Annotated in this window: 14 protein-coding genes and 2 pseudogenes; 5 read left to right on the top strand and 11 right to left on the bottom strand. The window is 37.1% G+C overall.

Annotated features, from left to right (window positions below; all coding sequences use genetic code 11):
- Nucleotides 1–139: 139 nt before the first annotated feature.
- The 6 genes from A3835_05335 to A3835_05310 are packed head-to-tail and all read right to left on the bottom strand — an operon-like array spanning nt 140 to nt 5,023.
- A complete protein-coding gene (locus A3835_05335; GenBank protein ORI07903.1) occupies nt 140–814 on the bottom strand; it encodes an acyl-phosphate glycerol 3-phosphate acyltransferase in 675 nt (224 codons plus the stop codon).
- A complete protein-coding gene (locus A3835_05330) occupies nt 795–2,090 on the bottom strand; it encodes a hypothetical protein (GenBank protein ID ORI07902.1) in 1,296 nt (431 codons plus the stop codon). The genes A3835_05335 and A3835_05330 overlap by 20 nt, the downstream gene beginning before the upstream one ends.
- Nucleotides 2,084–2,749 (bottom strand): phosphoribosylformylglycinamidine synthase I, encoded by a 666-nt coding sequence (locus tag A3835_05325; protein ORI07901.1) that lies wholly within the window; start codon nt 2,747–2,749, stop codon nt 2,084–2,086. Before A3835_05325 ends, A3835_05330 begins: the two co-directional genes overlap by 7 nt.
- Entirely contained in the window at nt 2,746–2,982 is a 237-nt protein-coding gene (locus tag A3835_05320) for a phosphoribosylformylglycinamidine synthase (GenBank protein ID ORI07900.1), read from the bottom strand. The genes A3835_05325 and A3835_05320 overlap by 4 nt, the downstream gene beginning before the upstream one ends.
- A gap of 8 nt (nt 2,983–2,990) precedes the next feature.
- On the bottom strand, nt 2,991–3,701 hold the full coding sequence (locus A3835_05315) for a phosphoribosylaminoimidazolesuccinocarboxamide synthase (GenBank protein ID ORI07899.1): 711 nt from the start codon (nt 3,699–3,701) through the stop codon (nt 2,991–2,993).
- 17 nt (nt 3,702–3,718) lie between these two features.
- Entirely contained in the window at nt 3,719–5,023 is a 1,305-nt protein-coding gene (locus A3835_05310; protein ID ORI07898.1) for a peptidase S41, read from the bottom strand.
- A gap of 219 nt (nt 5,024–5,242) precedes the next feature.
- Here A3835_05310 and A3835_05305 point away from each other — a divergent pair.
- Nucleotides 5,243–7,814: pseudogene (locus tag A3835_05305) on the top strand (ATP-dependent chaperone ClpB).
- Between the two features lie 104 nt (nt 7,815–7,918).
- Here A3835_05305 and A3835_05300 read toward each other — a convergent pair.
- Nucleotides 7,919–9,457, bottom strand: a complete 1,539-nt coding sequence (locus tag A3835_05300; protein ORI07897.1) for a phosphate permease — start codon at nt 9,455–9,457, stop codon at nt 7,919–7,921.
- Nucleotides 9,458–9,587: 130 nt separating this feature from the next.
- Between A3835_05300 and A3835_05295 the strand changes: the two genes are divergently transcribed.
- Entirely contained in the window at nt 9,588–10,490 is a 903-nt protein-coding gene (locus A3835_05295) for a disulfide bond formation protein DsbA (GenBank protein ID ORI07896.1), read from the top strand.
- Between the two features lie 30 nt (nt 10,491–10,520).
- A complete protein-coding gene (locus tag A3835_05290; GenBank protein ORI07895.1) occupies nt 10,521–10,952 on the top strand; it encodes a glutamyl-tRNA amidotransferase in 432 nt (143 codons plus the stop codon).
- A gap of 466 nt (nt 10,953–11,418) precedes the next feature.
- Here the strand turns inward: A3835_05290 and A3835_05285 are convergent.
- From A3835_05285 to A3835_05270, 4 genes and pseudogenes are all read right to left on the bottom strand, one after another.
- Nucleotides 11,419–12,770: pseudogene (locus A3835_05285) on the bottom strand (channel protein TolC).
- A gap of 1 nt (nt 12,771) precedes the next feature.
- Nucleotides 12,772–14,700: a macrolide ABC transporter permease/ATP-binding protein MacB gene (locus tag A3835_05280; protein ID ORI07894.1), complete on the bottom strand. Its 1,929-nt coding sequence runs from the start codon at nt 14,698–14,700 to the stop codon at nt 12,772–12,774.
- Nucleotides 14,701–15,894, bottom strand: a complete 1,194-nt coding sequence (locus A3835_05275) for an efflux transporter periplasmic adaptor subunit (GenBank protein ID ORI07893.1) — start codon at nt 15,892–15,894, stop codon at nt 14,701–14,703. It abuts the gene before it with no gap.
- 53 nt (nt 15,895–15,947) lie between these two features.
- On the bottom strand, nt 15,948–17,981 hold the full coding sequence (locus A3835_05270; GenBank protein ID ORI07892.1) for an ATP-dependent DNA helicase: 2,034 nt from the start codon (nt 17,979–17,981) through the stop codon (nt 15,948–15,950).
- Between the two features lie 64 nt (nt 17,982–18,045).
- On the opposite strand from A3835_05270, the gene A3835_05265 reads away from it, so the two are divergent.
- Both A3835_05265 and A3835_05260 read left to right on the top strand, forming a co-directional pair.
- A complete protein-coding gene (locus tag A3835_05265) occupies nt 18,046–20,214 on the top strand; it encodes a penicillin-binding protein 1C (GenBank protein ID ORI07891.1) in 2,169 nt (722 codons plus the stop codon).
- A 1-nt stretch (nt 20,215) separates the two neighbouring features.
- Nucleotides 20,216–25,336 carry an alpha-2-macroglobulin gene (locus A3835_05260; GenBank protein ORI07890.1) on the top strand — a complete coding sequence of 1,707 codons (5,121 nt, stop codon included), beginning with the start codon at nt 20,216–20,218 and terminating at the stop codon, nt 25,334–25,336.
- Nucleotides 25,337–25,450: the final 114 nt, after the last annotated feature.

The following is a 25,450-nucleotide window of genomic DNA, read 5'->3' as shown; positions in this document are numbered from 1 at the left end:
TATCTGCAAGGCTAATATTTTTAGGTCTAGCCCTTGCTAGACCTTTTTAAATTTATTGATAAAATTTCTAGTATATAAAATCAAATTTTTATAGATAATGATATAGAGTGGGGGCTTTGCAAATTTGCAAAACTAAAATTTATTTTCTATTTTCGTCTAGGACTTTTTGCATACTCTCTCTAGTTGCCTCTAACCAGTTTTCTTTTGAAGTATCCACTAGATCAAGACAAAATATTTTAATATCTGCTTTTTTAAAGCTAAATTCTTTTATTTTCATAGCGTCACTTCCTACTATAACGATAGGTTGAACTTTTAAATTTAGCTTTTCAACTAGCATCTTTGCGCCACCTTTAAAAGGCAAGAGTTTGTTGGTCTGTGATCTTGTTCCTTCTGGAAAAATAGCCAAAACACGACCATTTTCAACTCTATCTTTAGCCTCCTTTAAGAGCTTTATTAAAGAGTGCTTATTTTCACGCTCAACTGCTATCATCTTTGGCAGGCTCAAAATTTTACCAATTATAGGAATTTTGCCGATCTGTGCCTTTGCAATCCAGCATACATTTTTTGGGTGAAGCTCTTCGATGACGATGATATCAAGCATACTTTGGTGGTTTATAAGCAAGATATTTGCTTCATCACTAAAATTGCCTATCACTTCAAGCTTATATCCACCAAAAAACCTTTGCGATCTTCCCCAAAATTTTCTTATGGCTCTATTTTTGTCATTAAATAGCCACATAAAAAAGACGACTAGAACAACACTGATAACAAACTCAATAGCAAAAAATAAAGCTCTAATTTTTGACAAGATCATCCTTTTTTACCCAACCGATTTTACCATCAGCAAATAAAATTTTTGAGTAGTCGCCTTTTGTGTCTAAAATTTCTACATTTTCATTTTTACGAGATGTGTAAAAGATGGTTGAGTTTTTTGTAGGTAAGATCGAAACGCTAATATCTGGTTTTAGAACAGCCTTGCCAAAAGGGTTGTAGGTATAAATTCCAAGTGCTATAAAAACAGCCGCCACAAAAAAGTAGCTAAGCCTTCTGCGCCAAATAGCTAATAATATAAAAATTACCGCACAAGAGTAGATCATGACATCTTTATAGGTGCTAAACTCGCTTTGTTTTGGGTTTAATCCGATCTGTGTGCTGACATCTTCATCTTCGACACTCACTGGCAAAGAAAAGCTTTCAAATTTAGCCTTTTTTAGGTTGTAGTAGTTAAAGTCAAGCGATTTTTTATTTGGCTTAAATACTGCAAAATAATATGCACTTTGTGAGTTAAAGTCGCCATTTATCGTATCTACACCTTGCTTTAAGATTGTCTTATTTTCAATATTAAAAGCACTTAGGTCTACGTTGTTGCCATAAATTTCTACAACCATGATATTGTTTATATCATCAAATTTTGTTGTCTTAAATTTCTTAACTTCAAGATTATCAGCCACGATATGGTTGTAGTTCTCATCACTTCTAAGCTCTTTTAGCTTTGGCAAAAAGATATTTATACTTGAGCTCTGATAGTTTTCGCCATTTCTTTTTATGGTTAAGCTAACTTTTAAAGTCTTTGCGTCAATGTTTGTTGCCTCAAGATAAAAAGTACCTACATATTTATTGTCTTCGCTTTTTACCCATTGAAAATTTTTCTTATTTAGCCATTTGATATTTGTTTCATCAAGCTGTGTCTCAAACTCAAACTCAAAGTCATTTTGTGTATCAGCCACTATCTCAACACTAAAAATTTCTCCTATAACAACATTTTTTGGCACATTTGTGGCTTTTAAAAGAAGCTCTTTTACTTTGATCTTGTCATATACTTGATTGTCTGGAACGCTAATATCTGGCTCGTTTGTTGGCACGATGTTTCGCATCTGCTCTGGAGTGATACGTTCTGGCTGTGGTGACACAAATTTTCTTGAAAAATCTTGTTCTTTTGGCGATTTTTGAGTTTTTGGCTTTGCGGCAGGACTATTTACAAATTTATCCTCCCTGGCTTCATCCATCATATCAAAAACGCTTACTTCGTCGGTATTTACAGCAAATAAATTTAGTACGAGTAGGGAGATAAAAAGAAAATGTTTTACCAAACTAGACCTTTTAGTATCTTCATACCATCATCTGTACCTAAAATTTTCTCACAAGCACGCTCAGGATGAGGCATAAGACCAAAAATCTTTTTACTCTCATCGCAAATTCCAGCTATATTGTCGACTGAGCCGTTTGGATTTATTTCATTACCTTTGGCATCACAGTATTTTAGTAATACTTGATCGTTGTCATAAAGGCTTTTTAGAGTGTTTTCATCAGTATAATAGTTACCCTCGCCATGAGCAATAGGGATATTAACTACTTCATTTTTGGCTAAATTTGCTAAGAATTTATTGTTATTTGAGATTACTTTTAGGTGGTGATATTTTGAGACGAAATTTAAATTTTCATTTCTTCTCATCGCACCCTTTAAGAGTCCAAGCTCAAGCAGCATCTGAAAACCATTGCAAATTCCTAAGATATAGCCGCCTTTTTTTGCATGCTCTTTTACAGCTTGCATCGCTGGGCTAAATTTAGCTATTGCAGCTGTTCTTAGATAATCTCCATAGCTAAAACCACCTGGAAGTACGACTAGATCAGCATCAATCTTATCTTCTTTGTGCCAAATGATCTGTGTTTGGCAGCCAAGTAATTTAAATGCGTGAGCTGTGTCTTCTTCGCAGTTTGTGCCAGGAAAAAGTATAATCGCTACTTTCATAACACGATCTCATAGTCTTCGATAACGGTATTTGCTAAAAGTTCTTCACACATCACTTTTAGCTGCTCGTTTGCTTTAGCTTTATCGTTCTCGTCTATGTCTAAAACAATTTGTTTGCCTATCCTGACATTTGATACACCGCTAAATCCAAGAGAATTTAAAGCATGCTCCACTGCTTTGCCAGCAGGGTCAAGGACCCCACTTCTTAATGCTATATTTACAACAGCTTTCATTTTTGTCCTTACGATAAAATTCTTCTTAAAACTTCTTCGTAAGCGACTTTTACGCTACCAAGGTCTTGTCTAAATCTATCTTTGTCAAGTTTTTCATTGGTTTTAGCATCCCAGAATCTACAACTATCAGGGCTTATTTCATCGGCTAGAATGATATTGCCATCTTTGTCGATACCAAATTCTATTTTAAAATCAACTAGTTTTAGATCTCTTTCGGCAAAAAATTTAAATAATATAGAGTTAATCTCTCTTGCTGTATGTCTTAGAGTTTGAAGATCTTTTTCGCTCTTTACTAGGCCCATAATGATGCAGTGCTCATCAGTAACTAATGGATCATGCAAATCGTCGTTTTTGTAGTAAAACTCGACAAGTGTGAAAGGTAAAACTGTGCCTTCTTTTATGCCAAGTCTTTTGCTTAGTGAACCAGTTGCGATATTTCTAACAACAACTTCAAGAGGTATGATCTCGCATTTTTTGACTACTTGTTCAGTGTCGCTAATAGTCTCAACTAAGTCAGTCACGATGCCTTTACTCTCCAAAAGCTTAAAAAGCTGTGTTGAAATTTTATTATTTAATGCGCCTTTACCAGCTTCGTTGCCTCTTTTTTGAGCATCAAATGCTGTTAGATCGTCTTTAAATTCAGCCACAAGCAGATTTGCATCGTCTGTGGCATACATTTTTTTACCTTTTCCCTCGTAAATAAGCTCTCTTTTTTGCATGGAGATCTCCTTCTAATTTATTGTTTTATTTTTAAAATTTTGATCGTGTCAATCGCTGTTTTTAATTGAATATCTTCATCAACTTTTTTTTGCGTAATTATCTTTTTATCATCTTTTGCTTTAGTTTTATTGCCCTCGCTTGTAGGATTTATCTTGTTTAGCTCGCTTTTTAGGTGCGCTTTTAGCTCATTTTCTTTGATGCTAAACGCACTATCGTCGCTTTGTGGCACTTTACCAGGATGCACGACTACATCAGGTGTTACGCCAACTGCTTGGATAGTTCTACCACTCGGCAAGTAGTATCTTGCGATGGTTAGCCTTAATGCTTCGGTGTCGTCTATTGGAAGGATTACTTGAACGCTTCCTTTGCCAAAGGTATTTTCGCCGATTATTACAGCACGTTTATGATCTTGAAGTGAGCCGCTTACGATCTCGCTAGCACTAGCACTTCCGCCATTTACTAGTGCAACAAGCGGCAATTTTGAAAGAGTTTTACTAGCACTTGCTTTATACTCTACATTTTCAGATGCGTCGCGACCTTTTTGAGAGACGATGACGCCGTTATCTACAAAAAGATCAACTAGATCGACAGCTTGATTTAAAAGTCCGCCAGGATTGTTTCTAAGATCAAGTATGATGCCACTTGCTTTTGGATACTCTTTGATCGCTTCTTTTACCTTTGTAACAACATTTTTGTCAAAATTTGTAACACGCACGTAAAGAATGTTGTCATTTTCTATCATTTTTGCATAGACAGACTCAACCTTTATTAGATCTCTTATGATCTTTACATCAAATGGTTTTTGCTCACCTTTTCGCAAAATTGTGATAGTTATTGGAGTTTTTGGCTTGCCACGCATTTTATTTACAGCTTCATCTATCGTTGTGCCGATAGTTGAGTTCCCATCTATCCTTAAGATAATGTCGCCCGATTTTATACCTGCTTTATCAGCTGGGGTATCTTCTATCGGTGAGATAACGGTTAGTGCGCTATCTTTCATACCAACTGTTATGCCAAGGCCACCAAATTCTCCGCTTGTTTGTACCTGCATATCTTTGTAGGCTTTTTCGTTTAAAAAACTTGAGTGAGCGTCTAAATTTTGCATTAAACCAGCTATGGCTTTGTCAATTATCTCTTTAAATTTAATGTCATCAACATAGTATTTTTCAACGGTTGAAATTGTTTTTGTAAGCTTTGAAAGTGCTTCAAGCTTCGCACTTGCTTCGTCTTCACTCTTTGCAAAAAGTGCATTCACTGCTATGCTTGAAATAAGCAAAGCACCTGTAATTTTTAGTGCAAAAAATCTACTAAATTTATTCAAAATTTCTCCTATAATTTTTGGCTCAATTCTATTAGCTTTTGGCTAAAAAAAGTATAAATTTAAGCTTATATTTTTGCTTTTAGATAGTTTGTGATACAAATTTATAACAGCAAATTTTAGCAATTAAATAAAAAGAGTGACAAGCATTATAAAAATACTTGACAATATAAGACTAAAGTTATATAATGGCGACCATATAAAATAATCCAAGGAGATTTAATGGCTGATATAACAGAAAATTTAACAGCTCAGATGCAAGAAACTCTTGAAAAAGGTATTAGTTTAGCGATATTTTCTAAAAATCCGCAAGTTGTTCCGCTTCATATTTTTTGGGCTTTGCTTGCAGATAGCAATTCCATTTTAAACCAAGTGTTTAATAAAATGAATGTAAGTAAAGACGCTGTCGAGCTTGAAGTAAAAAGTAAAATTTCTTCACTTCCAAGTAGCTCAAACGTTACAAAAGATAACGTTTCAGTTTCAAGAGAGCTTATAAATTCTCTTGAAAATGCAAAAGCTTTGATGGTAAGCATGGGCGATAGCTACATAGCTGTTGATACATGGATCATTTCATCTCTTGAGCTTAGTGAGATCAAACAAATTTTAAGTAAATTTTGTGACATCTTAGAGATCAAAAAGAACCTTGAGAGCATAAGAGGCGGTAAAAAGATAGATAGCCAAACTGGTGATGATACCCTTGATAGCTTAGAGAAATTTGGTATCGACCTCACGCAAAAAGCGCTAAATAAGGAGCTTGATCCAGTCATCGGCCGTGATGAAGAGATCACTAGGATGATGCAAATTTTAATAAGAAAGAGCAAAAACAACCCTATCTTGCTTGGTGAGCCAGGCGTTGGTAAAACTGCCATCGTTGAAGGCTTGGCTCAAAAGATAGTCGCTCGTGATGTGCCAACAAGCCTTGCAAACAAGCGTGTCATCGCGCTTGATATGAGTGCAGTCGTAGCTGGCGCAAAGTATAGAGGCGAGTTTGAAGATAGGCTAAAAGCTGTCATTGACGAGGTTAAAAAAGCTGGTAACATCATACTTTTTATAGATGAAATTCACACCATCGTTGGAGCTGGTGCGAGCGAGGGCGGAATGGACGCGGCAAATATCCTAAAACCAGCTCTTGCACGTGGCGAGCTTCACGCTGTTGGTGCGACGACATTAAAAGAGTATAGAAAATACTTTGAAAAAGATGCAGCGCTTCAAAGACGTTTTCAGCCAATAGACGTTAAAGAGCCAAGCGTAAATGAAGCACTTCAAATTTTACGTGGCATAAAAGAGCGTCTTGAAGTTCATCACGGTATCACGATAACAGATAGTGCGCTAGTTGCCGCAGCAAGGCTAAGTGACCGCTACATCGCAAATCGCTTCTTGCCAGATAAGGCGATCGACCTTATAGATGAGGCAGCAGCTGAGCTTAAGATGCAAATAGAGAGCGAGCCATACGAGCTTTCAAAGATAAAACGCGAGATCGTAACGCTTCAAGTAGAAAAAGAAGCTCTAAAGATGGAGGATGCGGATAAAAATAAAGAAAGACTTGGCGAGATCGAAAAAGAGATAGCTGACCTAAACGAGAAAAAGCTAGCGCTTGATACAAAATTTGAAAACGAAAAGGCCGTTTTTGGCGGAATTTCAAAAGCAACAAAAGAGATCGATAGCCTAAAATCACAAGCTGAGATAGCAAAAAGAAATGGCGATCTTCAAAAGGCTGCGAGATAGAATACGGCAAGATAGCTGACGCTAAAAAGCACAAACACGAGCTTGAAGAAAAATGGGAGAGCATGAAAAAAGAGGGCGTACTTCTTAAAAATCAAGTCGATGAAGAGCTTGTAGCTGAAATTTTGAGCAAATGGACTGGAATTTCAGTTAAGAAGATGCTAACAAGCGAAAAAGAGAAGTATCTACACATCGAAGAGCATCTAAGAGAGAGTGTTGTCGGTCAAGATGACGCATTACACGCACTTGCGCGTGCTGTTAAGAGAAACAAAGCAGGGCTAAATGAAGGTCAAAGGCCTATTGGTTCGTTTTTATTCCTTGGACCAACAGGCGTTGGTAAAACTCAGTCAGCTAAGGCTTTGGCTAAGTTCTTATTTGACGATGAGAAGGCGCTTATCCGCTTTGATATGAGCGAATATATGGAAAAACATAGCGTGAGCAGGCTTCTTGGTGCGCCTCCAGGATATGTAGGCTACGATGAGGGCGGTCAGCTAACAGAGGCGGTTCGCAGAAGACCATACTCAGTCATACTTTTTGACGAGGTTGAAAAGGCTCACAAGGATGTATTTAACATACTTTTGGGAATTTTAGATGATGGACGCGCGACTGATAACAAAGGCGTAACGGTTGATTTTAAAAACACTATCATCATTTTAACTTCAAACATCGCTTCAAATTTCATAATGGAGCTAAAGGGCGAAGACCGCGATGTGGCTGTTAAAAACGAGCTTAAAAACTACTTTAAACCTGAGTTTTTAAATAGGCTTGATGATACTATCATCTTTAATCCTCTAAACGAGCAAGGCTTGATATCTATCGTTGAGATCATGTTTAAAGAGCTTGAAAAAACTCTTCACAACCGCGGTATCAAGGCAGTTTTAAGCGAAGAGGCTAAGAAATTTATTGCAAAAGCTGGTTTTGACATAGTTTATGGCGCAAGACTCTTAGAAGAGCGCTTTATGAGCTAGTTGAAGATAAGATCGCTGATATGATCTTAAAAGATGAGCTTGAAAGTGGCGATGAGATCACCATTGATAGCGATGGCGAGAAGATTATCATTAAGAAAAAATAACTTCAAATTTACTTGGCAGGTTGAACTTGACTTGCCAAGCTCTCATATAAAATTTATACAAAAAATATCTAAAAATAGGGCGGTTTTGCTATTTAAAAATATGACTAAACGCCTAAAAATTTAGCAAGGGCAAAATAAAATATAGCCGATGAGATAGCAGCTGCTGGAAGCGTGATGAGCCAAGCTAGTATGATTGGTCTTACCATTTTCCAGTTTGCATTTTTATTTACGATGCCGATGCCTAAAACTGCGCCTATTAGGATATGAGTCGAGCTAACTGGTATGCCAAGCTTTGTGGCTAGAAGTATAACGATACTTGAGGCAAGCTCAGCGCTAAAGCCGGTCGTAGGTAAAATTTCAGCTAGTTTTGAGCCGATAGTAGTGATCACCTCTTTGCCTAAAAACCAAAGCCCAACGACAAGCGAGATACCAAAGGTTACCATTGCGATGCTTGGTATGGGTGAGCTTTCGTTTATAGAGCCAGTTTTTAGCACGTCAAGTACGGCTGCAAATGGTCCAACTGCATTTGCGATATCGTTTGCACCGTGTGAAAATGCAAAAGATGAAGCGGTAAAAATTTGAAACCATGAAAAAATTCTATTGATGCTCTTTTCGCTATCATTTTTGCTCATGACATTTATGATAGCAAGGCTTGCAAGATATGCTAGAGCCCCAATAACAAAGATGATCCAGATAGTTTGGATGATGCTAAAGGCTAAATTTATATGCTCCAACCCTTTAAAAAGCATCATCGACGAGATCACCATCGCGGCAAATCCAGCGATAATTGGGATATGCTTTTTCATCGCTTTAAAAGTATCTACCTCTTTTTCACCATCTTTCATAATGCGGATTTTTGAGCGATACTCGCTGTATTCAGTGGTTTCGATCTCGTCCTCATCGATAACTGCGATCTTTGAAAGAGTAGCTATTTGCTCCTCAGCCGGCTTTGTTTTTAGTGTTTTTATGAAGCTTTCTTTATATGCTTTTCTCTCAGCCTTTAGCGCCTTTAGATTCATTTTAAGTTCATGTGTTGGCTCGATAATCTTACTTTTTACATAACCAAATATTATGTAAGACATCACGCCGCCAAGCAGTGGTGAGATAACCCAGCTAACGGCGATCCTACCGATCTCACTCCATGAGACCATGCTAAATGGTTCTGGATCTTTTATCATAAAACCCATAGCAAGTCCTGCACCAACGATACCGCCAACGATCGAGTGAGTGGTCGAGACTGGTAGACCTTTTTTAGACGCATAAAAGAGCCAAAGCCCAGAGCTAAGAAGGGCTGAGATCATGATGATGACAAATTTTATCGGGTTTAGATCGCTTGGAAATTTCACGATCTCGTTTCTAATCGTATTTGTAACCTCTGATCCTGCAAATATCGCACCGCTAAGCTCAAAAATGGCTGCGATGATGAGAGCTTGCTTAAGCGTAAGAGTCTTAGCGCCAACGCTTGTACCAAAGCTGTTTGCAACGTCATTTCCACCGATGTTAAAGGCCATAAAAAGACCAAACATGCCAGCGATCAAGAATAAAAAGTAGTTATTTGTCGGGATATACTGATAGCCCCAAACGAAAAATCCAACGCTACAAATTGCAAAAATAACAAATGCCAATAAGTTATCTCGAAGCAATCAGGCCCCCTTATAAGGTTTTTGATAGGGATTATATCTTGAAAAATATTAAAGTTTTTAGAATTTTTCAACTTTAAATGATACTAAATTATCATATGTTAGAATCTACAAAAAATTTTAAGGATAAATTTTGGTTATAGCGATCGATCTTGGCTCAAACACATTTCGTGTAGCACTTGTCAAAAAAGAACAAAATGCCTTTAGTAATGAGCAAATTTATGAAAAGATAGTAGGAGCTGCTAGAGGGCTAAATGAAAGTGGCAAGATAGCAGATGAGTCTAAAAATAGGCTCTTTGAAGCGATATCGGAGGCTAAAAGTAAATTTGACTTTGATAAATTTAAATGCGTAGCAGTCGCGACTGAGGCTTTTAGGGTAGCGTCAAATAGCGGGAAAATTTTTAGCGAGATAAGAGAGAAATTTGGCATAAATTTTCATATCATTGACGGGCAAGCTGAAGCAAAACTTACATTTTTAGGCGTGCAAAATTCCTTAAGAAAGCTTGGCATAAATGATAAATTTAGCATCATCGACATCGGCGGTGCAAGCTCAGAGATAGGCGAAGAGGGAAAATTTATAAGCTTTAAATTTGGCATCATCACCTTTTACGAGAGGTTTAAGACGCTTGATCTGATGCAAGAAAATGCAAAAATTTATACAAAAGAGGCAAGGGAATTTTTAACAAGCCTCAACAATAGACTTATCGTGCTAACTTCTGGCGTACCGACCACTATCGCAGTACTAAAGCTTGGGCTAAACTACGAAAGCTATGATCCAAAAAAAGTGAGCGGATATGAGCTTAAAAATGACGATCTTGCTTGGTTTATAAATGAGCTTTTAAAGATGGACGATAAGAGCGCTGATGTGGCGGTTGGAAGAAACAGAAAATATCCGCTCATCGCTGGGACACTGCTTTTAGAGGAGCTACTAAACGGGCAAAATGCGAAATTTATAGTTATCGACGATGGGCTTAGAGAAGGTGTTGGGGTGACCTATTTGCAAGGAAAATTTCAAGAAATTATCACAAATTTTTAGTTAATATTTCAAAAATTTAAAGGAGAGGAAATGAGTATAAGAGAGCAAATTTTGGCTGATATAAAAGAGGCTATGAAGGCAAAAGATGAGTTTAAAAGAGATACTTTAAGAACGCTAAATGCAGCACTTAAGCAGGTCGAAGTCGATCAAAGGGTTAAAATGACTGATGAAGTGGTACTTCCGCTACTTCAAAGGGAGATCAAAAAGAGGGCTGACTCAGTTGAGCTTTATATAAAAGGTGCTAGAGAGGATTTGGCTAAAAAAGAGCAGGGCGAGATTGAGCTTATTAAGGCATATTTGCCAGCACAACTAAGTGATGAAGAGCTTAAAGAAAAAATAAAAAAGATTATTGAAAGAGCTGGTAAAAATTTAGGTGCCGTAATGAAAATGGCAAAAGATGAGATCGGAGCAAGTGCTGAAGCAAAACGCATAAGTATGATCGCAAAAGAGCTTTTGGCTTAAAATCTACAATCTTATAAAACTTCTAATTTTCGAAAACTTACTTTTAAATGTGTGTAAGTTTTCGAAAAATCAAATACGACTTTCATTTTAAAAATATAATTTTAAAAGCATAATACTTATATGAATATGTTAAAAGATAAAACACAAGCTTTTTTGTATATTTGTATTGAAAACTATAATTTTCAAATTGTTATTTTAATTTTCTTATTTTTTCTTTTATATGAATTTAAATATTGATTTATAGGCTTATTTTGGATTTTATCTTTTGTATGATTTTAATTTATCCATTAAATTTGACATAAAAATATTTGTAAGAAAATTAGTTAAATTTTACACTTTTCAAAAAATGTGAAATTTGTATTTATCTTATATATAACTTAAAATTTGATATACCCTATTTTGAAAAAGTGAGCAAGAGCTATCTTTGGAGTTTGTGGTTCTTGCTTTTAAGCGCAGAGCACTAACCTTACAAAAACTGCTTAAATTTACCAGCCATGGCTTTATAGATATTTAGCTCGTCTTGTAAGAGTGTGTATTTTGCCTTTAGTAGCCCTATTTTGGCTTCTAGTTCGCTATTTTTAGCCTCCAAAAACTGCTTTAGCTCGACCTTGCCGTAGGAGTACTTTATCTCGTAAATTTTTGAAATTTCCTCGTAGTTTTTTATCTGCTCTTGGTAGTTAGCAAGTAGTGCTTCGTCGTTTAAGTAGCCTTTATAAAAAGCATCTACCTCGTTTAATGCGCTATTTAGAGTGCTTATGTAGTTTAGTTTTGCAAGCTCAAAATTTACCTCGCTTACTTTCAAATTTGACTTTAGCTTGTGGTAGTTTAAAAATGGCAAATTTAAAGCAATGTTTCCATTTAGAAATTTAAAATTAAACGCTTCGTCTTTTTTGTCGGTGCTGCTTTTGAGGCTGGCTCCTAGCGTGATGCTTGGATAAAACTCTTTTTGGCTCGCTTTGTAGTTTGAGATACCCTCTTCTATGCGGTAAATGGCCGCTCTTAGATCAGGCCGGTTTGCTATGGCGCTTGTTGGCACTTCTAGATCAACGCCCACTTTTTTTACAGGACTTAGCGTGAGGCCCTCAAATTTAAGCTCAAAATCTGGCCTCTCATTTAGCAAAATCCTAAGCGTTTTTTTAGCGCTCACAAGCTCTTTTTTGGCACTTTCTATCTTGTTTTGAGCGCTTAAAAGCTGTGAATTTATCTGTTTTAGGCTTAGCGCTTCCTCTTTGCCAAGCTCAAATTTAAGCCCAACTATCTTATTTAGCTCATTATAAATTTCTAAAATTTGCTCATAAGTTTTTATGCTCTCGTTTAGATATAAAATTTGAAAATAAGCATCTGCTACGGAGTTTATCACGCTTAGTTTGCTAGCTTCCAGATCAAATTTGCTAGCATCTGCTTCAAAGATCGCTGCGTCTTTGCTGTTTGCTAGCTTTTGCCAAAGATCAAGCTCGTAGCTAAGCCCTATGCTTGAGCCAAAATTTCTACTAGAAGCGCCGCCCTCTTTTATGTTTTTGCTACTTGTTGCCTCGATGCTGGCGTTAAAGCTTGGGATGAGATTTGCCTGCAAAACGCCAGCTTGAGCGAGTGCTTTATTTACATTTATCGCAGCTTTTGCAAGGTCGGTGTTGTTTTTAAGCGCAAGAGCTACAAGCTCATCAAGGTAGCTTTGCTGATACTGCTTCCACCAAGAAGTGTCTAAATTTAGCTCACGGCTGGCGTTATCTTCAAGTAAAATTTGCTTGTAGTTTTCATCTATATTTTTAACAGCGCAACCGCTAAAACGAGCACTAAAGCTAGGCTTAGAAATTTCATATTACTCCCTTGAAAGCGCATCTATTGGATTTAGTTTTGAGGCGTTTTTGGCAGGCATGTAGCCAAAGATGATGCCAATCGCCATCGATGTGACAAGTGCAAGCACGATCGAGCCGTTTGAAAAGATCATGCTAAAGCCGTTTAAGAAGTTGTTAAAGATGTAGCCGATAGCGTAGGATAGGACGATGCCGATGGCTCCGCCGATTAAGCAAAGTAGCACCGCCTCTATCAAAAACTGCTGCAAGATGTTGCTCTGTCTGGCTCCGATCGCCATTTTTATGCCTATCTCTTTGGTGCGCTCGGTGACTGAGACTAGCATGATGTTCATGACGCCTATGCCACCAACTACTAGCGAAACGACGGCGATACTTGAGATGAGAAGGCGCATGGTTGAGATGGTCTCTTCGATAGTTTGCTTGATGCTGTCAGAATTTCTTGTGAAGAAGTCCTTTTTGCCGTGTTTTATCGTTAAAAGATCGGTTAGGCTCTTTTCTGCGATCTGAGCATTTACGCTCTCATTTACTTTTACAGTTATTGAGCTAATAAATTTATCTCCCGTTATCTTGTTTATCACAGTCGTGTATGGAGCATAAATTTTAAGTGAGCTAGCATCACCGACTTTAAACTCATCTTTTTGCAAAACGCCTATAATGCGAAGTGGCTTTTTATTAAAAAGTATGATCTTGCCGATCGGATCTTCGTTTTTAAATATACTGTTTTTGGTATTTTGATCTATTAATGTGACAGAATCTGAGTTTAAAACCTCGTCCTCATCGTAAATTCTTCCTTTTTCTAGCTTTAGTCCATTTACATCAAAGCTCCCTACTCCACCGCCCTTTAGCGTCGCTGTTAAGGAGATATTTTCATACGTTAGTACACCTGAAGTGCTTGTATTTGGAGTGACTGAGTCCAGAAATGACTGCTTTGAGAGCATATTTGCGTCACTTATAGAGAGCGTTTTTACCCTACCTGAGAGCATATCGCCAAAGCCTTTTCCTGGCATGATATCGATCGTATTTGTACCGATCTTTCTGATGCCAGCTAAAATTTGCTCCTGTGAGCCTTTGCCAAGGGCCACGACGCTAATGACCGCCGTGATGCCAATTATAATGCCAAGCATAGTAAGAAGCGATCTTAATTTATGAGCTAGCATCGCATTTACCGACATTTTAAAGCTTTCAATTAGCTGATCTTTATAGTAGGTAAATTTGCTCTTTTCTGGTTGGTTTTGCTTTTTGGCCTCAAAAATTTCACTATTTTTTATATTATCACTTACGATGTTGCCATCTTTTATCTCGATCACCCTACTCGCATACTCAGCGATCTTTGGATCGTGTGTGACGATGATGATGGTGTGGCCTTTTTTGTAAAGATCAACTAAAATTTCCATCACTCTTAGCCCACTTTTGCTATCAAGCGCACCAGTTGGCTCATCAGCCAAGATAATCTCGCCACCATTCATCAGCGCCCTTGCTATGGAGACCCTTTGTTGTTGTCCGCCTGAGAGTTTATTTGGTAAATTTTTTGCTTTTTCGCTAAGACCAAGAGAGTCTAAGATCTCCATCCCTCTTTTCTCTCGCTCGCTCTTGTTTGCACCTGCGTATATGCTAGGAAGGGCTACGTTTTCAAGGGCATTCATCGTGCTAAGAAGGTTGTATCTTTGAAATATAAAGCCAAATTTATCTCGCCTAAGCTTAGCAAGTGCGTCGCTATCAAATTTTGATATATCTTTGCCATCTAGCAAGTATTGCCCGCCACTTGGGCTATCAAGGCAGCCAAGGATATTCATAAGCGTTGATTTACCAGAGCCAGACTGACCGATAATGGCTATAAATTCGCCCTTTTTTATCTCTAAATTTATGCCATGAAGAATTTCTATCTCATTATCGCCAAGCTTAAAGCTTTTTGTGATATTTTTTAGACTTATCACTTAAAACTTCTTATTTTCTTTTTCGATCATCTTGGCTATTTCGCTTGCTGAGCCTTGTGATGTGATGATCTCATCGCCCTCGTTTACGCCACTAATGATCTGCGTATCGAGGTTATCTTTTATACCAGTTTTTACCGATGTTTTTACCGCTTTGCCATCTTTTAGAACATAGACAAATGTGCCGTTTTCATCTCTTTTAATGCCGATGCTTGGTACGATGATAGCGTCCTTTACATTTGCTATTAAAAGCTCATTTTGTGTTGTCATGCCTATTCTTAAAATTTTATCTTTATTTTCAACTATGCTTTGCGCGTAATAATAAACAGCTGAGTTGCTTGAAGTGCTTGAACTTGTAGATTTGCTACTACTGCTAGAGCCGTAGCTACCATCGCTTAATGTCGTTAAGCCAGGGTCAATCGAGCTAACCGTTGTTTGAAATTTCTTCGTTGGCTCAGAGAGGATCGAGTATTCAACTGGTGTGCCAACCTTTATTTTTGTGATGTCACCCTCAGCTATTTGCATCTTCATCTTAACATAGCTTAGATCTGCGATCTTTACGATAGTTGGCGTAGTTTGATTAGCATTTACGGTTTGTCCCTCTTCGACCTGCACGCTTACTATTATGCCATCTCTTGGAGCGGTGATCTTTGTGTAGCCTAAATTTATCTTAGCCGTACTTAGCTCGATATTTGTCTGCTTTATCTGAGCCTCGAGCTCCTTTATCTTGGCGCTATTTGTGCTATAAGTATTTTTTGCACTTTCAAATTCTTGTTTTGAAGTGGCGTTTTTGGCAAAAAGTGCATTTTCTCTATCAAACTGCGTTTTTGCGATATTTAGAGCCACTTTTGCGCTTTCAAGCTGAGCTTTGTAGATGGCTAGCTGTGCTTCTTTATTGTCTATGCTATTTTGCTGGGTCGAGCTATCGATACTTGCGATCATATCGCCTTTTTTGACCTGATCTCCAAGCTTAACATAGAGCTTTTTTATCTGGCCGCTCACCTGAGCACCCACATCAACTAGCTCTGTGGCGAAAATTTCTCCAGTGGCATCAACTTTTTTACTGAATGAACCTTTCTTTGCCTTTTTGGTGATAAATTCCACCTTTTCGTCTTTTATATTGAAAAATTTATCGTAGATAAAATATCCACCGACGCCTAAAATAAGCAGGATTATTAAAATTTTAGATTTTTTCATCGCTTCTCTTTGTAAAAAATTGGTAAATTCTACTTCACAAGAGTAAACACTCTTTAAGCTTCCTCTTTTGCCATGCCAGCCTCTATCAAAAACCTGCTTGGCTGGTAGGTCACCTTCTTTATCTTGTCGTATTTTGCGTAGCTAAGATATAGCTCGTCTTTTGCCCTAGTTACTGCTACGTAAAAGAGCCGCCTCTCCTCCTCTAGGCTGCCGCCCATGCTCATTAGCTTTAAATTTGGAAAGCGGTTTTGTGCGAGATCTACGATGAAAACTTGGTCAAACTCAAGCCCCTTGCTCGCATGCACGCTAAGTAGGCTAACCCCCTGCCCTTCGCTCATCTCGTTGCTTCCAAGGGCTAAGAAGTTGTAAAATTTACTGATATCTTGATATTTTTTAGCTAGCTCGCTTAGCACCACGCTCTTTGCCATTATGCGCTCTTTGACCTCTTCTTTGAGCGCAAGATCGACATTGCCGTTTTTTAGAGTTGCTCTTTTTGTACTGAGATTTTCAACGATTAACGAGTAAATTTTGCTAGTTTTTATCTCATTTATCATTGTGGCTGGCTTTGTGATATTTCTCATGCCTCTTAAAAAGTTGTAAATTTCATATAAAAACTGCGCCCCACTCTCGCTTAGCTTTTGTAGTTTTAGCACCGGGTGGCCTAGAAATTTATCGCTAAAGCCAAGCTTAGAAAACCTTGAAACTTCGGCAAATTCGTCAAGGTCGTCAAAAAGGCCCAGCTGATAGTTTCGCCTTTTGTTTGATGAGATATTTACGCTCTCATCTGGCTCAACTATCCCTTTTATCAAATTTCCATGCCCAAGCTTAAGAAGTGCATCAAAAATTTCTTTGCTAACTGCGCTGCCAACGCCCTTTGCGTATTCGCAGATGTGGATAAATGCCATTATATCTTTTGGATTGACATAAATTCCCATGATGTCGATGAGCGCCTTGATCTCACGGCTCTCAAAAAAGCTCACCCCACCCTTTCGCTTTGAGCCGATGCCTCGCTCTTTTAGCGCGACTTCGATGCCATCAGCTGATGAGTTATTTCTAAAAATTATGGCGATATTTTCTCTATTAAATGGCGAGAGCGAGATGATATCAGCGATATTTTGATACTGATCAAAAAGCTCGTTATAGACAAGCAGCCTTGGAGGCTTGAAATTTCCATCTCGGCTAACTGTGAGGTGCTTTTCATAAAGCCTTGGGTTGTTATTTATCACCTTATTTGCAAGGGCAAGGATGCTTGAGCTTGAGCGGTAATTTACATTTAAAGCGTAGATATTTGCGTTTGGGAAGCGATCTTTAAATGAGCCAATGATCTCGATATTTGCGCCGTTAAATGCATAAATGCTCTGGTCAAAATCGCCCACGCAAAAGAGGCTCTTTGTCTTAAATGCGTCTATTAGGCTGCCTTGAAGGGTGTTTGTGTCTTGATACTCGTCGATCAAAATTTCATCATAAGCTAAATTTGCCCCCTTTTTTAGCTCGTCGCGCATTTTGATAAGAAGGTCGTTAAAATCAGCGTAAGAAAATTTAGCCTTCTCAGCCTCAAACTCCTCTAAAACATCTTCATAAATTTCAGCATAAACGCCCTGCTCTTCGCTCTTATCGCTTATCCATTTGCCAAATGTTGTGCCTTGCTCGCTGTTTTGAAATAGCGAGTAAAGATCGTATAGATAAGCTCCACCGTAAGGTTTGACGTCGCTTAAATGGTAAAATTTACGCCTCTCAACAAGACTTTTTAAAAGCGTCTTTAGCTCGCTTGGCTGCTTTAGCGTGACGCCTTTATCAAGGCTTTTTAGAAGCGAAAATGATACCGAGTGAAAGGTGCCTGCGGTGATTTTGGAGGTGACTTGTTTATCAAAATACCTATTTAAGCGCTCTATCATCTCGCTGGCTGCTTTGTTTGTAAAAGTTAGAAGCAAAATTTTCTCTGGCTTTACGCCTAAATTTAAAAGATGAGCGATGCGAGCGACAATCGTGCTAGTCTTGCCAGTGCCAGCTGAAGCGATGATGAGATTGTGTCCAAATGGCGCAGTTGCGGCGGTGTATTGTTCTTTGTTTAACCTAGATAAGGGCATTGTTTCCTCTTTTTAAAAAGGCCTAATTATAGCTACTTAAACTTTAACAGCTATAATCACGCGGATGAAAAAGTTTAAATTTCTAAAATTCCTTGCCCTATTTTTGGCTTTAGTGGTCGCTATTTTTTTGATATTTGATCAAATTTATCCACTAAATTTAGACGCACTTAAAAAAGATGAAGCCAAAATTTTGCTTGATAAAAATGGCGAGATCATAAATATGAAGCTTAGTAGCGATGGAATTTGGAGATTTCACGAGCAAAGCTTCCCAAACTCGCTAAAACAATGCGTCGTACTTTTTGAAGATAGATACTTTTACTACCATTTTGGCGTAAATTTTGCCTCCATTTTTAGAGCATTTTTTCACAACCTAAGAAGCGACAACCGCATAGGTGCTAGCACTATCACGATGCAAGTGGCAAGGATGCTTGAACCAAATGAGAGGAGCTATAAAAATAAGATAAGAGAAATTTTTAGAGCATTTCAGCTCGAGCTTCACTTTAGCAAGGATGAAATTTTAAATTTTTATCTAAATTTAGCTCCATATGGTGGCAATATCGAAGGTGCAAAGGCGGCAAGTTTTTTTTATTTTGGCAAGGAGCTAAACGAGCTTAGCTACGCTCAGGCCGCACTTTTAAGCACGATACCAAAAAATCCAAATAAAAATAGACTAGACCGCGTTTCAAACATAAATGCTCTAAAAAACAGAGTCATAAAGATGCTTTACAAGGCAAATTTAATCGATCTTAGCGCCTTTAAAAGAGCGCAGGCTGAGCCATTTAAAAATGTAAGAGCAAAAGCTATCGTAACCGCGGAAGATTATGCAAATGTCGCTTTTAAAAACCAAATTTCAAAGGCGAGCTTGGATCTAAATTTACAAAAAGATATGCTTAAAATTTTAAAAGATACGATGTTTTCGCTAAAGGCTAAGAATGCAAACAATGCCGCTGCCGTGGTCATTGACAATAAAAAAATGAGCGTCGTTGCTTTTATCGGCTCACACGATGAGCACGCACGGGATGGCAAAAACTCAGCCCTAAATATGAAGCGAAACACCGGTAGCACGCTAAAGCCTTTTATCTACTCACTTGCGCTTGATAGCGGGCTTATAACGCCAAATTCGCAGTTAATTGACACGCAGATTTATATAAAAGAGTATGCTCCAAAGAATTTTAGTAATGATTTTTTAGGTATCGTAAGCACAAAAGATGCTCTAAATTTTAGCCTCAATATCCCAGTTATAAATTTAAACTTAAAACTAAAAGACAATTCGCTTTACGAACTACTTGAAAAGGTAAATTTAGTAGATGAAAATAAGGAGTATTATGGAGCTTCTATAACGCTTGGAAGTGCTGAAATGAGCCTGCTTGATCTTGCTCATCTTTATACTATTTATGCAAATGACGGCATTTATAGACCACTTGAGTTTGCTGGCAAAAACTACAAAAATGAAGAGAAAAATGTAACTCTAATCTCGCCTCAAAGTGCCTATTTAACCGCTAAAATGCTAAGCGAAGCCTCAAGGTCATATCTAAAAAATGCTTGGCAGTACGCCCAAAACACACCAAAGATCGCCTTTAAAACTGGCACAAGCGCAAGCTCGCGTGATCTTTACGCAATAGGCGTTGATGAAAATTACACAATTGCTATTTGGATTGGAAATTTTAATGCCAGTAAAACTGATAAACTAACAGGACTAAATGACGTATCAAAAAGCCTTTTTGATATGTTTAAGATAATCGCTCAAAAAGAGAAGTTAAAATTTATGAGTGAGCCAGATGGCATAGAGAAGCTGCCAACCTGCCTTGATGCTTTTAACTATGAAAAGTGTAAAAAAATGGCGTTTGATGATAGGATAAATGGTGTAGATTTAAAGGATAAGTGCGAAAGTTTAAGAGGCGAAGAGCTTGATTTTTTGGTTAAAAATGAGCTTTTGGATAAAGATGAGATACAAAAAAGTCCTTGCGCTGAAATTTTTAAAGATAAAAAGCCAGTTTTTGCCTATCCGTATGACGGTGAAGAGATAGTGACAGATGAAAATATTACACAAGTTATGGTAAAATGCTACGCGTTTTTAGGCGATGAAATTTACCTAAAAATAGATGATTTGAACTTTTCTAAGATAGAAAATGCAAGCGAAAAAAAGTTTGATCTAACTCTTGGCGAGCACAGCATAAAATGCCTTGATCAAAACTCAAATCAAAGTGAAATAACAATAAAAATAAGGAGATAAAATGTGGCAAAAAGTAGCGCTTCTAGCACTTTTGGGAATGACAAATTTATATGCTTTGAGCCTAAATGGTACAGCACAGATAAAATCGCCCCTAAGCGTAGAGTTTGGACTAGAAGATAAAGTCGATAAAAATTTTGTTGGTATGCTAAGCGATAAAAAGCTACTTTTGTGCCAACCAGCATTAAATGGTACGGTTAGATTTAATAGTCAAAGCTTGCTACTTTTTACAAAAGATATGCATGCTGGTTTGGATTACAGCTGCAAGCTTGAAAATGGAAGCACTGCTAGTTTTGCCACGAAAGAATTTGAGCTAACAAAGATAGAAAAAATAAGCGATAGCAAATATATACTTAAATTTAATGATGAAGTAAATATTGAAGCTATCAAAAATATTGCCGTAAAAGATGCAAAATTTAAAGCGATTGAGCTTTCTAACAATAGCTTTGAGCTTAACCTTGATAAAAATTTAAGCAATCCAGTTTTTGATTTTGGTGAAAAATTTGAGAGCAAATTCGGTGCAACGCTTTCAGGTGAAACGGTAGTAAATTTTGCCGATGAGATAAGTGAAGAAAGCGCAAATATAAATGATAATGCAAAGAGTCTTGAGATACCAGAAATTTATCCAGTGAGCCTTGATAATGGCATCTTGGGCTTTAGAATTTATCTAAAAAATTGGCTTGATGACGATATTAACTTAAAAAAATTTATAAACATTAAAGGTGTAAAAAACTTTAGCATTAGTGACGTTAAATATAGTGACAACTATGAAGAAAACTCAGAGCTTAGCGAGTATTATTACTACATTGATATCACAAGTGACGATTTTAAGCCACAAAATAGTTATGAAATCACCATTAAGCCCGGTTTTGGTGATGATAGAAATGTAGTAAGAGAAGAAAGTAGCTATGAAGTAGTAACTGGCAATTTTACTCCATTTGCAAATTTTATAAATAATGAGCCATATATCTCAAGTGTTGGCGAAATCGGTATTAGAAGTGCAAATTTGCCTGAATTAAATGTAAGCATTGAAAAGCTAAGCGATCAAAATTTTAGATATTTCTTAAATTTTAATGACAATAACGAAGAGTTAAGCAACTTCAGCACAAAAGTGGCAAGCAAAAGCTATAAACTTGATGGCGCATTAAATGAAATTTCGCTAAATAAAATCAAACTCGACTTTGCCGGGGCTGGAGACGGAGTTTATAAGATAAACTTAAACTACGGCAAAGATAAGAGCGTCTCAAAAGTAGTCTATCTAAGTGATATCGCCGTAAATGCAAAGCTTGGCAAGGATGAAATTTTCGTATTTGCAAATCGTCTTGGCGAAAATACAATGCTGCCAAACGCAAATGTAAAAATTTATGGCAAGAAAAACGAAGAAATCGCAGTTGGTGCGACAAATGATATAGGCGTTTTTAAATTTAACAAAAAAGATATTTATAAAGATATCTCTTCGGTAGTTGTCTCTCTTGGAAAAGAGCAAAATTTTCTTATTTTAAAAGAAGACGAAGCGTTAAATGAAGCGAAATTTATGAGCCAAAATGCCAGTGAGAGTATCGATGCTTACGTTCATTTTGCTTCAAATATCATAAGACCAAATGAGAGTTTAAAGGGTGCAATCTATCTAAGAGATAGAGATTTTAATCCTTTAAAAAATATGCCTATAAAGATAAAATTTTTCGATCCACAAGGCAAAAGTAGTGCTGAAATTTCAAAAAATACAAATGACGTTGGCATGGTAAATTTTGAAAAAGAGATACTAAGCGATCTAAGTGGTAGATTTAATATGCAAGTAATTTATGCAAGCAAAGTGATCTCAAATGTGCCATTTTTTGTTGAGAGTTTTATGCCAAATAGGATAAAGAATGAGATAACGCTTGAGAGAGATAAATTTTTCGCAAATGAGCTTGTTAGAGCCAATCTAGCTAGTAACTATCTCTTTGGTGGCGCTGCTAGCGAGCTTGATGGCAGCATGCAGGTGAGCTTTTTTGATGATGAATATAAAAATAGCGAGTTTAAAGAGTATAAATTTAAAAACAATACGCTAAAACCAAGCGCTTATCCATCTTTTGAAAACGATCTCACTCTTTCAAAAGATGGCAAATCAAGCCAAATGATAGATCTTAGCTTTAGCACTAAAAATGCCTCTTCTATCATAACAGGCGTGATAAATTTCAATGTAAATGATGATGGCAAAAATGTAAGCGATACAAAAAGCTTTACTCTCTATCCTTACAAAGATATGGTTGGTATCGCAGCAAGCACGACATTTGCTGAGCCAAACGAAGATGTAAAAATAAGAACGGTTGTGGTAGATATGTCAAGTCAAAAGGCCGTAAAATCAAATTTAAAATTTGAAATAAAGCGTGTTACTTGGCAATACCAAAGAGATGCAAATGGCTATATAAAGTGGTTTCAAACTCTAGAAGATGTGGATAATTTTTATAAAGATAATGGCGAGTTTAGCTACAAATTTACACAAAGTGGCTCATATGTGATCATCGCTACAAATCTAGTAAGTGGAGCAAGTACAAGCCTTGATATGGACGTAAGTGGCTACAACTACTCGACTCTAGCACCTACAAAAGAGCTTAGCAAATCTCAAATCAAACTAAATAAAAATATCTACAAAAAAGGCGATGAACTAAGTGCTGATATAAGCTCAGCTATAAAAGAAGGCATCGCCCTTGTTACACTTGAAGATGGTGGCGTGAAAGCTTACAAAGTTGTTAAGATAAAAAATAACTCAGCAAATGTGAAATTTAAACTTGACTTTGATTTTAGCGGACTTTACGTGAGTGCAAATATCTACCGCATGACAGATGGTGGATTAACTCCATTTAGGACTTACGGTAAGGTTTATGCTAAGGCCGATAAGTCATCAAGGATACTTAATCTAAGCCTTGATGCGCCAAATACAGCAAAAAGCGATGAAAATATAAAAATTTCACTAAAAACAAAGCCAAAAGCTTATGTAAATTTATTTATCACAGATGTTGGCGTGCTTGATATAACGTCACAAAAGCCAGCCGATCCACTTAAATTTTTTGACAAAATTTTACCAGATGGTGTCTTTGACTATGACATTTATAATATGCTCACAAACTATAAAGTCGAGGGCAAGACATTAAGCTTTGGTGGCGATATGGCAGCACTTGCTATGGAGGCAAAGATGGCAAAACATGCTAGCCCGGTTGATAGCAAAAATATAAAAACATACGCAAATTTAGTAAGCCTTCAAGCTGACGATAATGGTGAAATTTCATACGAGTTTAAAACGCCAAATGGCTTTAACTCTGCCATTAGAGTAGATGTCGTGGCAAATAATGAAACTGGCATGAACGCTGTAAATAAAGAAATTTTAGTAAAAGATGATGTGATTATTAAGCCAAGCGCGTTAGTTTATCTGTTAAAAGGTGATGAGCTAAATGCAAACTTAAGGCTCATAAACACAACAAATGAGGATAAAAATTTAACCATAAAAGTGGCTAGCAGTAAAAATTTAAGCATTAAAACAAAAGAAAATGCGAATTTAAAGCCGCTTGAAAATAAAGCCTTTACATTTAAAATTTCAGCTCTTGAAGCTGGAGCTGGCGAATACAATATAACAATAAGCGATAAAAACAGCTCAAAAACGGCTCAAAATTTACTTGATGTAGTTAATCCTTATACGATTAGCACCTATGCAAAAAGTAGCGTCTTTGACAAAGAGAGCACGATCTCGCTTCCAAAAGGCTTTCACAATGTTAGTATAGATGCGTCAAGCTCGGTCTCAAGCGTGCTATTAGCAGCTTCTAAAAATTTAGTCGAGTACCCTTACGGATGTGCGGAGCAAAGGAGCTCAAGACTGCTTGCGCTTTTAAATTTAAGGCCAAAAGATGAGCTTGAAAAAAATGATCAAAAGAGATTTATTGCAAGCGGTATGAGTGAGCTAATTAAGATGCAAAAACCAGATGGTAGCTTTGGCTACTGGAGCGATCTAGGTAGTACAAATGCATTTGCTTCGATCTATGCAACTGATGTGCTGCTTGATCTTGAAGAGGCTGGATATGAGCTAAATAAAAATGTAAAGCAAAGAGCATTAAATTCGCTCTTAAAATATACAAACACAGACATTGAAGCCCTATATGCTATTTATGTAAGCTCCCGCGCAAATGTTGCTGATAAATCGGTGCTAAATAAAATTTATGACCACAAAGCTTACAATACGACTGCACTTAATAAATATCTAATGGCAGCAGCTTTGAAACTAAATGGCTTAAATGACGAAGCAAAGGTGGCGCTAAAAGATATTAAAAAAGCTCAGATAGCTGATTACAGCAGGGATTATTCTAGCTTTGGCTCAAAGATGAGAGACAATGCATTTATCTTGTATCTGCACGCAAAATATTTTGAGAAAAACGACTACTCAGATGATCTTGCAAATTTCTTGATAACAAATTTAAATGAGCTAAGCTCAACGCAGGAGCGCGCTTTTACTCTTAGAGCGCTAAATGCCTACTTTGGCAAAGATGTTGGCGAGAAAAATAATAAATTTAAGCTTAGCTATAATGGCGAAAGCAAAGAATTTGATGGCCTTTTAAGTGTATCATTTACAGCAAAAGATGGAAATTTTACCATCACGCCACTTGGTAAAAACAAGCTATATGCCACTATTTTAAGCTACGCTTATGTGCCACTTGAGATCAAGCACAAAATAGAGCCAAAAGAGCTTGATATTTATAGAACGTTTGTCGATGAAAAAGGAAAAGAGCTAGGTCTTGACAGCCTAAGAGTAAATGATGTTGTCTATTCAAAAATAGTGATAAATTCTAAAGCTATGGTTAAAAATGGTGTAATAAACGAGATAGTAAGCAGCTGCTTTGAGCCAATAAATGAAAATTTAAGTGGCTTTAGTAAGAGCCTTAAAGATAGCATTGAGCTTGAATATCAAAGCATAAAAGATGATCGAGTCTTAAGTTTTTATACACTAGATAGTGACAAGAGAGAGGCTATGCTTTACACACCTTATCGTGTAAGACTTGGTGGCAAATGCTCGCTTGGTGCGGTCACAACTGAAAATATGTATAACGAAAGACAAAACGATTACGACCTAGCTCAGCGAAGCTTTACTGTCAAATAAGCCATATAAATTTTGGGGCGTTTAACCGCCCCAAGCCCATATTTCCCCACTTTTGCAAAGATTTTTTTAAACAAATTTTAGATAGTATTAAGCATTTTTTAAACGAAACTGAGG

It is taken from the genome of Campylobacter concisus (assembly GCA_002092835.1).
GTDB classification, from domain to species: Bacteria; Campylobacterota; Campylobacteria; order Campylobacterales; family Campylobacteraceae; genus Campylobacter_A; species Campylobacter_A concisus_K.
The sequence above is the reverse complement of the archived record's forward strand: the minus strand, read 5'-3'. Positions and strand labels throughout refer to the sequence as shown.